Origin of the sequence: Gallaecimonas pentaromativorans (assembly GCF_003751625.1) — a bacterium.
GTDB classification, from domain to species: Bacteria; Pseudomonadota; Gammaproteobacteria; order Enterobacterales; family Gallaecimonadaceae; genus Gallaecimonas; species Gallaecimonas pentaromativorans.
The window spans coordinates 170,081-183,398 of record NZ_RJUL01000005.1; the positions used below are offsets into that span (position 1 = coordinate 170,081).

Below are 13,318 nucleotides of genomic sequence, written 5' to 3' on the forward strand. Positions count from 1 at the left end.
GGAGCTGCGGCTCCTTTTTTGTTATTTCTCTTTTTAACGTTAAATTAACGCCGGTTGACGGTCGTGGTTCTCCCATAATTCTACAAATCTTTTGGGAGAACGCTTAGATGAAAAATAGCCAGATACCTAAATCTGTATCGCTGCGGTATTTCATTCCGTTAATGCTCGCCGCGGTTTCTTCTTGTGGCGCCAGCCAGACTCAGCAAACCAATGACCCCGCTCCTGAACCGGTTGCCATCCCGGAACCGGTCAGTACCAGCCATCAGCTAACCCTGCCGGTTGAGGTGCTGGGGGATGGCAACCCTGCCACCCCGCTGGTTAAAGACGTTGCCTTAAGCCTTGACAGCACGGGCCTTGCAACGGCGGATAAGCTCTGGTTTCAGTGCCACCGCTGCGGCAGCTATGGGGCGCCGGAGTATGAACATACCGATGGCCCGGTCAGTAACGTGATTGCCAGCGTCAGGGTGCTGGGGGGGATGGATGACAGCGCCGATATTCCCTGGGTTGATGTCACCGATGCCAATCTGGAAGTGGAAGATACCGTCAAGGTGCAAGGAGGTATTAACGGCGGCTTTTACACCGTTAATATGGCGCTGATTTTAGACAGTGCCATGCGCCAACGCCTGGTGGCGAGCCCGGCACTAAACCGGGTGCAATTTCGGTTTAATGGTACCGACGGCGAGTCAAACGGATTTCGTATTCTCAATATTGAAATGACCGATGCCAATAATGAAAAGGTATCAACTGATGAAATAACCAGGATAGATCCACAGCTTGAACGATCGGCTGACAATATCAATAAAGATGACGCGGATGCCGGTAAAGCCCTGTGGTATGGCAAAGATCTTTTGACCAAATCCAGTATCGTTAACCGGACTATTCATGCCAGCTGCTCGTCTTGCCACGCCGAGGACGGTTGGGATCTGCAATATTTCAATTACTCCAACAACGCCATTGTTCAGCGCAGCCGTTTTCATGGCTTGAGTGCCGAGCAGGGCCAGCAGATCGCCGACTTCCTGCGCTATTCCCTGACCCAGGTGCCTTATGTAGACAAGGCACGGCCCTGGAACCCTCCTTACCAGCCAGGCCCGGGGCTGGACTGCGACGACCCGCAGTGCGCTGTGGGTTGGTCGGCTGGTGCCGGCCTCGAGGCGGTTGCTGCTTCTCCGGCAGCGGCAGCGGCGGCGCTGTTTGGTAAAAATGCGCTGGCAGAGATCACCCAGGATGACGTAGACCAGGTGATGGACGCCAACGCTACCCTCAATGTGCGGGAAATGCCGGTACCGATGCAGTTTCCTGATTGGAATGCCTGGCTGCCCCAGGTGCATCCCTTGGATGTGTGGCCGGTTGCCACCAACACAGAAGGGGCTTTTGACGGCAGCGCCCAATTTGTTAACGGCCACTGGGACCCGAAAGGCCGCTATCAGGGGCTGATTGATTGGTTAACCGCCCACCAAAATGCCACCAACCCGGCGAACTGGAGCCAGCTGAGCGCCCTGGAGCGCGAGCAAATCATGGCCATGTTTACCCAGTTTGGCTGGGAATCCTACAGCTTCCTTGGCGGCGGCCGTGGCGACCATATCGCGCCTTACAGCCAGTACGGCGCGCAAGTAGGGGCGGCCAACCTCAGTAGCCGTATCGACGCCAATACCATTGCCGGTAAGCCCGCCAACGCCTTTGGTACCAATGCCTTTATCGAACGGGCCATGGGTAGCCTTTTGCATTGGAACAGTGTGCGCCAATGGGACTTGGCCCAGCACTATCACCTGGAAGGTAACCAGCAATGGTTTATTGGCGAGGTTGACCAGGCAACGGGCCAGTGGAAAGGCCGGGGCGAGGCCCATGGCTGGCCCTTCAATACCCCGAGCGTGTTTTACCTGGCCCCTCATATGCTTTATCAGGCCGACAAGGACAGTGCCGATAACTTAACCCGCGAGTGGTATCAAGCCTGGGAAGCGAACAACCTGATGGGCTCGTATTACCGCTCCAACCAGTGGTATCAGCTGCAAATGACCATCAACCCCGGCGCCCAGAGTGGCTGGGTGAACTTCCCCATGGACTGGCCCTATTTGACCTTCTTTGACGAACTGGCGGCCAATACCGTGGGCTCGGCAACGCCGGCGGCAAAGGCGGCCCAGCAAGAGCACAATATTCGTCTGCTGCAAGGGCGCATTAAATCAGCCCAGTATGTTAACAACGACATCGTGCTTTATGACCCTTCACAGAGCGACTTGATTGCCAACCAGGGGCGTTATGGCCGGGCTCAGGTCGTTAAACACCTGGCAGTAAATAACTTTATCGATAGCGACAGTGAGTTCGGCCACGGCGGATCGCCCTTTGCCTTCCTCGATGAGTTGACGCCGGGGTTGTATCTGAAGGTCGTGAACGGCGCCATCAACCAGTTCAACAGTCTCTATGCCGACACCAAGGCCGAAGACTGGCGCCGCTGTGACCCGAACAATACCCAACTGGGAGAGAGTGAACCTATTGCCGGGTTCCGCTACTGTCTCGACAGTGCCCGCACCCCGCTTGGGGTAAGGAGCGACGGCAGCCGCTACATGCACACCACGTCTTATGGCATCACCACCGAGCAGATTGAGCAGTATGGTCTGTGGCGGGCCACCGCCATGGGGGCCGAGCCGGTGCGTCTTGGTCTCTGGCAAGGCTGGATTGATGCAATGTGGCCAGCACCTGCTGCCCAATAATCCTCACTAACCGCGGCTGGCCAGAAACAGGCCGGCTGCGGCCATCAAGCTGGCAGCCCCCCGGTTAAGTCCCTTCATGGCTCGGTCCGAGCGAAACCAGAGCCTTGCTTTGGCAGCAAAAAGCGCCACTGTAAAGACCCCCAGCAGCAGGCCGCAAAAGGTCAGTGCCACCACCAGCGCGATACCTTGGTCGGTGAGGCTGGATAAATCCATAAAGGTGGGCAGAAAGGCCATATAAAAAAGGATGACTTTGGGGTTGGACAGCGAAATCGCCATCCCTTGCACGAAGCTCATCACCCCTTGGGTTTTGTTGTCGTCGGCATTGTCATCTAGGGCACTGACTGGCGCCGACCACATTTTATAAGCGAGATACAACAGATAAGCGGCGCCGGCAAAGCGGATAACCAGAAACAGGCTGGAAAAGTGTGTGGCAATGGCGGCCAGCCCAAAACAGGCAGCCAGCAGGTAAAGAATATCGGAGCTGATCATGCCAAGGCCCAGCCAGAAACAGGCGCCAGCGCCGCGGCTAAGGGCCCGAGACAAAATGGCAAAGACGCCGGGCCCTGGGGTCAGGCAGAATACATAAATAGCCAAAAAGAACGACAAAGCGCTGTGAAAGGTCATGAAGGGCTCCTTACTGAAGGCGCCAGTGTAAGGAAGGCCCGGGCGATAAAAAAGCGCCCTTAGGCGCTTTTTTGTGCTCAGTGCAGCGGCCCAGCTTTAGCTTCAACCTGACGTTTTAGCTCTTGGCGCAAGCCAGCGGCAAACAGCAGTTCGGCGACCACAAACAGCGGCCCGACAATCAGGCCGGCAATGTCGTCGACAAAGGCCGGCTTGCGGCCCTCAAAGTAATGGCCAATAAATTGAAAGGCCCAGCCAATAACAAAAAGCCCTATGCCCCAACCAAGCCAGGCGGCGGTATTAAGGGCGGCAAGGCGCTCACCACAAAAAAGGGCAAGGACCATCAGCACCGTCATTAAACTGCCCAGGCGCCATTCAAGGCGCAGATAGAAAAGGCAAGCCAGCAGGGTCAGCAAGCTGGCAGGGCTTATCGGCAATGGGCCTAGCCAAAGGGCAGGGCGGCTTAATAAGGCGTTGAGAGCTATCACAATCAAAGGAATTCCCACCAAATGGGTGAGGATGTTGCGTTTATCCCGGTGGTAACCTGCATATTGGGCTAGGTGCTGGGTTAAGGTTTTCATGGCGCTGCCTGCTGTCAATTGTTCTAAGGGATTAGTGACTTATCTTTATGAGTCAAAATAATGGAGAATAGATTTAAGTCCAGCCTGCATCGGGACGCTTTGCTAGATGCAGGGGAGCTCTTTTTCGTGAGTTTGGGAAGTAAATGCATGCAGGATAAAACCCTGGGCGGTCAGGGTAAGCGCTTTATAAAAGGCGCCGAGGCCGCACAATACCCACAGTTTGACCTGCTTGGTGAAAACCGGCGGGTGGCCGCGCTGTGCGCCACCCTCAACAGGTTAAATACCCACGTGGCCGATGCACTGAGTGTGCATTGCCGTCATCTCTTTAACGACACCGGTGTTCAAATCACCCTGTCGCCCTGGACAAACCAGGGCCAGGACGCCGAATGTTGGCTGGGCGCAGCCCCGGATCATAAAAGCGAACCACTGGTATCCATGGGCTTTGCTCATAGCGATTTATTCAGTCTTTCCGAGCTCTTTTTTGGCGGCCAGCTTGCACCGGTTAAAAAAATTGAAGGGCGTCAGGTATCGGAAACCGAAGAAAGGCTTGCCCAGAAAATACTGCACAGTATGCTTGGCGCCTTCTTTGGCAAGCTGGGTATCAAGCTCGAAGGCTGGCAAAGCCAATGGCACAACCGCTCGCCCCAGCAGCATCAAGTGCGCACTGAACTCACCATCAAGGTGGGGGAGGGGCAGCTTCGCTGGCAGTGCAGTTGGTCAACCGATTTTGACCCCAATCCCCAACCCCTGGCGGTAATGCCGTCTGCCCTCAAACCCCAGCTTGAGCAATGTGCCCATGCTATACCGGTGAAACTCAAGGTCACGGTGGCGCAGCTTTCCTTAAGTCTTGGCGAGCTTGGCAAGCTCAAGGCCGGCGATATTCTGCCTATCGAGATGGGTGAAACCGTTTCGGCTCGGATTGGCAAAGTCAGCTGCCTGCGTGGCCAGTTGGCAGAGCAGGGCGATCAACTGGTACTTCGTATTGGCGACGGCATTGGAGAAACAAAATGAGCGATAAGAAAAACGACATCCTGGACGACCTGAATTTCGACGACGACCACCTCGACGGTCTGCTGGAAGACAAAGCGCAGCCGGCCAAGGCCGCTGCCGAGCTTTCCTTGCTGCGCAACATCCCGGTCAAACTGACCCTGGAAGTGGACAGCGTGGAAATCAGCCTTGGCGAACTTTTAGGCCTTGGCAGCGGCGAAGTGCTGCCGTTGGATAAAAGCGCTGGTGCCCCTTTGGATGTGCGAGTCAACGGCACCTTGCTGGCCAAGGCCGAAGTGGTGGTGGTTGACGGTAAATACGGCCTTCGCCTCACCGAAGTTCTGGACGAACTCAGCCTCAAGCAACTGTCCAGCGGCTCATGAAAAAACTGTTCTGGCTTTTAGTCAGTTTGCTGCCGGTACCGGTACTGGCGGCAGACCTGCCTATTTTTAGCGTCAAGCACGGCTCGGACGCCGACGATTACAGCCTGAACGTACAGATTTTGCTGCTGATGACGGCGCTGTCGTTCCTGCCGGCCATGCTGCTGATGCTGACCAGCTTTACCCGCATCATCATTGTGCTGTCGGTGCTGCGCCAGGCCCTTGGCCTGCAGCAAAGCCCGCCGAATAGGGTGCTGGTGGGCATTGCTCTTACCCTCACCATCCTTATCATGCGCCCGGTCTGGACCGACATTTACGACAACGCCTTCGTGCCGTTTGATAATGACCAGATCACCCTCAAGGACGCCTTTGCCCGGGCCGAGGTGCCGCTTCGCACCTTTATGCTCAAGCAGACCAAGGAGCCCGAACTTGAGCAGATGCTGCGCATCGCCGATGAACCGCTGACCTTAAAACCGGGTGAAATCCCTTTCACGGTGCTGATGCCGGCCTATGTATTGTCCGAGCTTAAAACCGCTTTTCAAATCGGCTTTATGCTGTTTATTCCCTTTCTTATCATCGATTTGGTGGTGGCCTCGGTATTGATGGCCATGGGGATGATGATGCTGTCGCCGCTGGTTATTTCGCTGCCTTTTAAGCTGATGATCTTCGTGCTGGTGGACGGCTGGGCCATGACGGTCGGCAGCCTCACGGCCAGTTTCGGGTAGCGCCGCCATGACTCCTGAAATGGCGGTTTCGCTGATTTACGACGCTGTACTGAACATCATCCTCATCGTGTCGGTACTGGTGGTGCCGAGCCTTATCGTTGGCCTGTTGGTCAGCATTTTCCAGGCCGCCACCCAAATCAACGAACAGACCCTGTCGTTCCTGCCCCGTTTGCTGGTCACCCTTGGCATGCTGGTGTTTGCCGGCAACTGGATGCTCGAGCGCATTATGGATGTGTTTCATAACCTGTTTGTTGCTATTCCGGTGGCCCTGGGATGAGTTACATGACCTTGTCTGCCCCTGAACTGGTGGCTTGGCTTGGCAAGGTCTGGTGGCCTTTTTTGCGGATAAGCGCGCTGCTGTGGGCCATGCCTATCTTCGGCGATTACCTGCAAACGCCTCAGGTGCGTATCCTGCTGGCCTTTTTGCTGGCAGCGCTTTTGGCGCCTATGATGCCGGCCATGCCGGCGGTGGACCCCTTCTCCCTACAAGCCCTGGTGCTGGCCGGGCAGCAAATTCTGTTTGGCGGCCTGCTGGGGTTGATGGTGCAGATGCTGTTCACGGTAATGACCATGCTCGGGCAGATATTGTCCATGCAGATGAGCTTGTCGGCGGCGGTGATGAACGACCCCACCCACGGCGACTCGGTGCCATTGATGAGCCAGTTGATGTTTTTGCTGGCGGGCTTTTTGTTCTTCAGCCTCGATGGCCACCTGGTGGTGACTGACGTGCTGGTAGAGAGCTTTGTCACCTGGCCGCCGGGGGAGAGCGTTTTTTCCCTGGATCTCAACCGTATTCTCGGCCTCTTTGGCTGGATGTTCGGTAGCGCCCTTATCCTTGCCATGCCCGCGGTGATTGCCATGTTGATGGTCAACCTGTGCTTTGGCGTGATGAACCGCTCAGCGCCGTCCCTTAACATTTTTGCCCTGGGTTTCCCTCTCGGCCTGTTGCTGGGCTTGCTGTGTGTGTTGCTGACGGTGTCCGGCATTCCCGGCCGCTTTGCCGATTTTGCCAGCCAGGCCATGGACCAGATGCGGCTGATGGTGGCCGGAGGCGTGCGATGAGCGAAAGCAGCAGCCAGGACAAAACAGAAGCCCCCTCGGCGCGCCGCCTTGAAAAGGCCCGCGAAGAAGGGCAGGTCGCCCGTTCCCGTGAGCTGCAAAGCGCGGCTCTGGTGCTGCTGGGCGGAGTATTGTTGCTGTCGCTCTCCAAAGGTTTTGGCCACTTTGCCGATGCGATAATGCACCTGCAGTTTGAGCTCGAATACAGCGACAGTAACGACCCGGCGATGATGCTTAAACACCTCGGCGAAGCCGGGCGGCTTGCCATCAGCGCTTTTGCTCCGCTTTTTGTGATCATTTGGCTGGCATCGCTGGTCAGCGGCATGTTGCCCGGTGGCTGGTTGCTGTCCATCAAGGCCCTGGCTCCTAAATTCAGCAAGCTAAATCCGCTCACCGGTATCAAGCGGATGTTTTCGTCTCAGAGCCTGGTGGAGCTGCTCAAATCCATGCTCAAGGTGTCCCTGCTGCTGCTGGTGCTGGCCTGGATGCTGTGGGACAACTGGCTGGTGCTGATGGGGCTTAATCGCCAGCCGCTAGGCATGGGTTTGGAAAGCGGCCTTCGCCTGCTGGCGCTGGTTTTTATCTGGCTGGGGTTGGTGCTGCTGTTTGTCGCTATTTTGGACGTGCCCTTCCAGCGTTGGTCGATGCTCAAAAAACTGCGCATGAGCAAGCAGGAAATCAAAGACGAGCACAAGCAGAACGAAGGCAGCCCGGAAGTGAAAAACCGCATCCGCCAATTGCAGATGCAGATCTCGCGCCAGCGTATCGACCAGCGTGTGCCCAAGGCCGACGTTATCCTCACTAACCCCACCCATTACGCGGTGGCCATCAAATATGACCCGGATGCCGCCGAGGCGCCTTACCTGGTAGCCAAAGGCTCCGATCAGCTGGCCCTTCGCATCCGCGAAGTCGCCGGCCAGCACGATAAAACCATTCTTGAGCTGCCGGAGCTGACCCGGGCGCTCTATCATTCAACGCGGATAGACCAAGAAGTGCCGGCAGGGCTTTATAACGCCGTGGCCCACGTGCTGATGTACGTTATTCAGCTCAATGCCTTTAAGGCCAATGGCGGGCGCAAGCCGGCGCCGTTGCCGCAATTTAAAATTCCCGCTTCATTAAGACGAGATAGGTAAACCAAGGTGAAGTTGCCCTTTATCAGTTCTTACGCCGCTATTCCGCTGGTACTGCTGTCCGTACTGGCGATGATGATTTTGCCGCTGCCACCTTGGCTTATCGACACCCTTTTTACCTTCAACATTGTGCTGGCGGTGCTGGTGCTGCTGGTGGCGGTATCGGCCAAGCGGCCATTGGACTTCTCGGTGTTCCCGAGCATTCTGCTGATTGCTACCCTGATGCGCCTGACCCTGAACGTGGCCTCCACCCGGGTGGTGCTGCTAAACGGCCATAACGGCTCGGACGCGGCCGGTAAGGTGATCCAGTCCTTCGGGGAAGTGGTCATCGGCGGCAACTATGTGGTGGGGATGGTAGTGTTCGTCATCTTGATGATCATCAACTTCGTGGTGATCACCAAGGGCGGCGAGCGGATCTCCGAAGTGGCGGCCCGCTTTACTCTGGACGCCTTGCCTGGCAAGCAGATGGCCATCGATGCTGACCTCAACGCCGGGGTTATCGACCAAGGCCAGGCCAAGCAGCGCCGCCAGGACGTGGCCAGCGAGGCTGACTTCTACGGCGCTATGGACGGGGCCTCCAAGTTTGTGCGCGGCGATGCCATCGCCGGCTTGATGATCCTGGTGATTAACCTTCTTGGCGGCTTGGCCATCGGGGTGTTCCAGCATCATTTGTCAGGCAGCGATGCCTTCAAGCTTTATGCCTTGCTGACCATAGGTGACGGCCTGGTGGCCCAGATCCCCTCACTGCTGCTGGCAACCGCCGCCGCCATCATCGTGACCCGGGTCAACGACGAGTCGGAAATGTCCGACCAGGTGCACCAGCAACTGCTGGCCTCGCCACGGGTGATTTGGACCGCGGCGGCGGTAATGGTGATGCTGGGTATCATTCCCGGTATGCCCACCGCAGTTTTCCTCGGCTTTGGCGCGGTGCTGGCCTTTGCCGGCTGGCGCCAGGGTTTGGTCAAACCCGAGCAAACGCCGGCCCAAGACCTTGAAGAGCTGTCCGACAAGCTCACCCGTGAGCAGCCTCTGGCCTGGGGCGACTTGCCCTATGTCGATACCCTCTCTATCGACCTGGGGTATCGCCTGGTCACCTTGGTGGACAAAAGCCAGGGCGCCGAGCTCTTGGCCAGGGTCCGAGGCGTGCGCAAAATTCTCTCCGAGCAAATGGGCTTTTTGGTGCCGGAAGTGCGTATCCGCGACAACCTGCAACTGGGGGCCAGCGAGTATCGCATCAAGCTCGGCGGGGTGATGGTTAGCCAAGGCGAGGTGGACCCGGAGCGGCTGATGGCCATCCAGAACGGCGACGTTTACGGCAAACTCGATGGTGAACTGACCATAGAACCGGCCTACCAGATGGATGCAGTGCTGATCGCGGTGGACCAAAAAGCCAAGGCGTTGAACCTCGGCTACTCGGTGGTGGATAGTGCCACCGTGATTGCTACCCACCTTGGCAAGGTGATGCGCGAGCACTTAGAAGAAATCTTCAGCCATGACGATGTCATTGCCCTTGGCGACAGGCTCAAATCCCACTCCGAGAAGCTTTTTGACAGCCTCAATGCCCAGTTAACCCCTATCCAGCAGCTGCGGGTGTATCGCCAGTTGCTGGCCGACCAGGTCAGCCTGATGGACATTCGCACCATCGCCACCACGTTGGTAGACAGCTGCGAGCTCACCAAAGATCCCATCTTGCTGGCCGCCGATGTGCGTTATGCACTGCGCCGCAGCCTGATCAAGGCCGCCGTGGGCGACAAAGAGCAACTGGTGACCATGACCCTTGACGACAAGCTGGAACAGACCCTGCTCAAGGCCCTGAACCAAGCCCAAGCCGGTGGCAAGGTAGCGCTGGACAGCTTCCCCATCGAGCCGAGTCTGCTTGGCAAGCTGCAGCAGGTGATGCCGCAGCTCAAGGATGAAATGCAGCGCCAGGGCCATTCACCGGTACTGCTGGTGACGCCGCAATTAAGGCCCTTGCTGGCCCGTTACGCCCGCACTTTTGCCCGTGGGCTCAAGGTGCTTTCTTACAACGAAGTGCCAGAAAAGATGCATATTGATGTGGTCGGAACACTTGGGTAAGCCCCGGCTGGCGTGGGAGTTTCCGATTTAACCATTTGATTTTATGAGTCAATTTTGTTGCAAGAAGAAACATTAAATTTTTCATAATTTTGAAGGTAGGCACTTTACGCAGCCAGGATGTAAATATATGCTTACCCCGTGACGTTAATGTTCCGTTCAAGTTTTGGAAAATTGATGTCTCGACTTGGCTGCCGATAAGGGCAAACCATGGCGAAAGCCTGGGACGCAAAGCCTCCGGTCTAAGGAAGTTCACTTCTAAGATAGCGGGGTTGCCAGAGCTAAGGTGTTGTCGACAGTGGCAGACATGACGTTGCCGCTCTGTTCTAACGGGCAATCCTTTCTCGTAATAGTGCAAGAATTTGATTTTCAAGCGCTATTTCCTTATCCAGCTACTCATTTTAAAACTTTGAGTAGGCACGATCGATATGTACGCTGCAACTGGAACCAAGCTTTCCTCGACCCCCCCAGGTGGGTGATCAAGCTGCAGGTAGTGGGCTTTAGGCACTGCTTCACTTGTTTTTTGCTGGTTGAGGAAAGAAATGCACAGATCATTTCTGGCAATGCTAATGCTGGGTGGCTTGGCTTTTTCGTCCGCTGCTGCGGTTGAAACCTTCAGGCCACAAATGGACAACGTTGCGTGGCAATTTTCCGGGGATCATTTTGCTTGCACCCTGGCACTGCCCATCACCAATTTTGGTGAAGTGCGTTTTGTCCGTTATGCCGGTGAACCGCTTACCCTGGTGGTGGAGCCCAGTATTCATTTGTCATCAACCAAGGACATCGCGTTGTCATGGCATAACCCGCCTTGGCTTACGCCGCTGCAAAGTCCCCGTTATGACTCCACAGGCAAGCTGCCGCTGAACTTCGGTGAAGCGGAAAGCAAAGCACTGCTGGAAGCCATGGACAAGGGACTGTGGGGCAAGGTGTCCTTTCCTGCAGAAATCGTGGAGCTACCCAGTGTTAAATGGCAGCAGGCGGCCACCGCCTTTCGCCATTGCCTGGACGTGCTGGCCCCTATGTCTTACCGCCAGGCCAGGGACATGTCCCTGTTTTATGCTTCTGGCGCACGGGCTTTGACTTTGGAGCAGCGTCAGCAGCTTCGTAGCCTGAGCCGTTACGTGGCCCTTGATAAGGGCGTAGACAAAGTGTTGGTGGACGCTTTTACCGATGATACCGGTGACCACCTTGCCAACCTGCAACTGGCCAGAGAAAGAGCCGCGGATGTTAAAGCGGCCCTCCTTGAAGCCGGGATGTCCGCAAAGCTTATCCAGACCCGCGCCCATGGCGATCGTTATCCATCCACCAACAATCAGACTGCCCAGGCCCGTGAGCAAAATCGGCGGGTGACCATCCGGGTGATCAGGAACCGGTTAGGGAAACGATGATGGAAAAGACCATATTGCTTGTAGATCCGCGAGGGTCTGAAGATCCGGTATACCAAGAAATAAAACAAGCCGGCTATCGGCTGCTGGTGGCCGAGGATTGCGCCACGGCGCTGGTTTGCCTGCATCAGGGCAACCCGGCGCTGGTGTTGGTGGATGCGGATCTGGATACGCCCATCAGTGAGTTTGTGGCTCGTATCCGCCGCTCCCACCCCAAGAGCCCGGTAGTGGCGCTGGTGAGGGGCAACCAAAGCGCCAAGGCCAGCGATGCCATGCGCCAGGGCGCAATCGATTATCTGCTAAAGCCTTTCACCCGCCAGCAGCTGCTGGGCATGATTGACCATGTGGTGGATTTGCACGAGCCCATCCCCAACATGGTGGTAGCTTCCCAGGCCGGGCGTCAGGTGCTGCTGCTGGCCAAAAAAGCGGCCCAGACCAGCGCCTCTATCCTTATCAGCGGCGAGTCCGGCACCGGCAAGGAATGCCTGGCTCGTTACATTCACGAGCAATCGCCCCGCGCTGCCCAGCCCTATGTGGCGGTGAACTGCGCAGCCATTCCCGACACCATGCTCGAGTCCACCCTTTTTGGCCATGCCAAGGGCGCTTTTACCGGCGCGGTACAGTCGCAAACCGGTAAATTCGAACTGGCCAACGGCGGCACCTTGATGCTGGATGAAATTTCCGAGATGCCGCTGGACTTGCAAGCCAAGCTGCTGCGGGTATTGCAAGAGCGCGAGCTGGAAAAGCTCGGCTCCAACCAGAAGGTTAAGCTCAACGTTCGCATCATCGCCGCCTCCAACAAAGATCTGCGCGAAGAAGTGGCCAAGGGCCGTTTTCGTGAAGACCTTTTCTACCGCCTCGATGTGCTGCCCCTTTGCTGGCCGGCGCTTCGGGAACGGCCTGACGACATCCTGCCCCTGGCCCGGTACTTCTTGCAAAAGTACGGCGAAGGCACCGCCTTTGAACTGCACCCTGAAGCGGCCCGCAGCCTGGTTTCGCACCCTTGGCCCGGCAACGTGCGGGAGCTGGAGAACGTCATCCAGCGCGCCCTTATTTTGGCCCGGGGCCTGATGCTCCAACCTGAGGACTTGATGCTGCCACGGGCCCAGGAATCGGTGTTTGATATTCCGGTTACCTCCTTGCAGGCCTCCAAGAAATGCGCCGAGTTCCAGCATGTGCTGGATACCCTGCGCCGCTTCAACGGCCACCGCCAACGCACCGCCAACGCCTTAGGAGTAACCACCCGGGCCCTTCGTTACAAGCTTGCTGCCATGCGTGAGCAGGGCATCGACATCAACCAACTTGTCGTCACTGGCTAAGGACACAACATGAAGATCGATACCATCAGTACCCAGGCCAGTCTGCTGCAACAGCTCAGTAAAATGAGCGCAGAAGCCGACGGCATTGCCCCCAACAGCCTGAACATCGGCTCGGACTCCCAAGGCAGCTTTGTTGATGCCATGAAAGCCGCCGTCAATAAGGTGGACTTTGACCAGAAGACCGCCGGTAGCTTAATCACCGCCGTGGAAACCGGGCAAAGCGACGATTTGGTTGGCGCCATGGTGGCCAGCCAAAAGGCGGGCCTGAGCTTCTCGGCCCTGGTGCAGGTTCGCAACAAGCTGGCGTCGGCTTTTGACGACGTCATGCGCATGCCGCTGTAAGGAAGAGGGAC

Annotated in this window: 13 protein-coding genes and 1 riboswitch; of the genes, 11 read left to right on the forward strand and 2 right to left on the reverse strand. The window is 56.7% G+C overall.

Annotated elements, in window-relative coordinates; genetic code table 11:
• Positions 1–107 precede the first annotated feature (107 nt).
• Positions 108–2,705 carry a hypothetical protein gene (locus EDC28_RS10680; RefSeq protein ID WP_211355736.1) on the forward strand — a complete coding sequence of 866 codons (2,598 nt, stop codon included), beginning with the start codon at positions 108–110 and terminating at the stop codon, positions 2,703–2,705.
• Positions 2,706–2,711: 6 nt separating this feature from the next.
• Here EDC28_RS10680 and EDC28_RS10685 read toward each other — a convergent pair whose 3' ends face one another.
• Positions 2,712–3,329, reverse strand: a complete 618-nt coding sequence (locus tag EDC28_RS10685) for a LysE family translocator (RefSeq protein ID WP_050658405.1) — start codon at positions 3,327–3,329, stop codon at positions 2,712–2,714.
• Between the two features lie 77 nt (positions 3,330–3,406).
• Entirely contained in the window at positions 3,407–3,907 is a 501-nt protein-coding gene (locus EDC28_RS10690) for an Mpo1 family 2-hydroxy fatty acid dioxygenase (protein ID WP_123421594.1), read from the reverse strand.
• Positions 3,908–4,054: 147 nt separating this feature from the next.
• On the opposite strand from EDC28_RS10690, the gene EDC28_RS10695 reads away from it, so the two are divergent.
• The 10 genes from EDC28_RS10695 to fliE all read left to right on the forward strand — a co-directional run bounded on the left by EDC28_RS10695 (position 4,055) and on the right by fliE (position 13,307).
• The gene (locus EDC28_RS10695; protein WP_170164095.1) at positions 4,055–4,918 is read left to right on the forward strand and encodes a FliM/FliN family flagellar motor switch protein; all 864 of its coding nucleotides are present in this window, start codon (positions 4,055–4,057) and stop codon (positions 4,916–4,918) included.
• The gene (fliN, locus tag EDC28_RS10700) at positions 4,915–5,277 is read left to right on the forward strand and encodes a flagellar motor switch protein FliN (protein WP_050658408.1); all 363 of its coding nucleotides are present in this window, start codon (positions 4,915–4,917) and stop codon (positions 5,275–5,277) included. Before EDC28_RS10695 ends, fliN begins: the two co-directional genes overlap by 4 nt.
• Positions 5,274–5,999, forward strand: a complete 726-nt coding sequence (gene fliP, locus EDC28_RS10705; protein ID WP_123421596.1) for a flagellar type III secretion system pore protein FliP — start codon at positions 5,274–5,276, stop codon at positions 5,997–5,999. The genes fliN and fliP overlap by 4 nt, the downstream gene beginning before the upstream one ends.
• 7 nt (positions 6,000–6,006) lie before the next feature.
• Positions 6,007–6,276 carry a flagellar biosynthesis protein FliQ gene (gene fliQ / locus EDC28_RS10710; protein WP_050658410.1) on the forward strand — a complete coding sequence of 90 codons (270 nt, stop codon included), beginning with the start codon at positions 6,007–6,009 and terminating at the stop codon, positions 6,274–6,276.
• Positions 6,273–7,061, forward strand: a complete 789-nt coding sequence (gene fliR / locus EDC28_RS10715) for a flagellar biosynthetic protein FliR (protein ID WP_170164096.1) — start codon at positions 6,273–6,275, stop codon at positions 7,059–7,061. The genes fliQ and fliR overlap by 4 nt, the downstream gene beginning before the upstream one ends.
• The gene (flhB, locus tag EDC28_RS10720) at positions 7,058–8,191 is read left to right on the forward strand and encodes a flagellar biosynthesis protein FlhB (protein WP_123421597.1); all 1,134 of its coding nucleotides are present in this window, start codon (positions 7,058–7,060) and stop codon (positions 8,189–8,191) included. Before fliR ends, flhB begins: the two co-directional genes overlap by 4 nt.
• Positions 8,192–8,197: 6 nt before the next feature.
• On the forward strand, positions 8,198–10,264 hold the full coding sequence (gene flhA, locus EDC28_RS10725) for a flagellar biosynthesis protein FlhA (protein ID WP_123421598.1): 2,067 nt from the start codon (positions 8,198–8,200) through the stop codon (positions 10,262–10,264).
• A gap of 189 nt (positions 10,265–10,453) precedes the next feature.
• Positions 10,454–10,541: riboswitch (cyclic di-GMP riboswitch) on the forward strand.
• A gap of 346 nt (positions 10,542–10,887) precedes the next feature.
• A complete protein-coding gene (locus tag EDC28_RS10730) occupies positions 10,888–11,649 on the forward strand; it encodes a MotY family protein (protein ID WP_170164097.1) in 762 nt (253 codons plus the stop codon).
• A complete protein-coding gene (locus tag EDC28_RS10735) occupies positions 11,649–12,965 on the forward strand; it encodes a sigma-54-dependent transcriptional regulator (RefSeq protein ID WP_336391528.1) in 1,317 nt (438 codons plus the stop codon). Before EDC28_RS10730 ends, EDC28_RS10735 begins: the two co-directional genes overlap by 1 nt.
• Positions 12,966–12,974: 9 nt before the next feature.
• Positions 12,975–13,307, forward strand: a complete 333-nt coding sequence (fliE, locus tag EDC28_RS10740; protein WP_123421600.1) for a flagellar hook-basal body complex protein FliE — start codon at positions 12,975–12,977, stop codon at positions 13,305–13,307.
• Positions 13,308–13,318 lie beyond the last annotated feature (11 nt).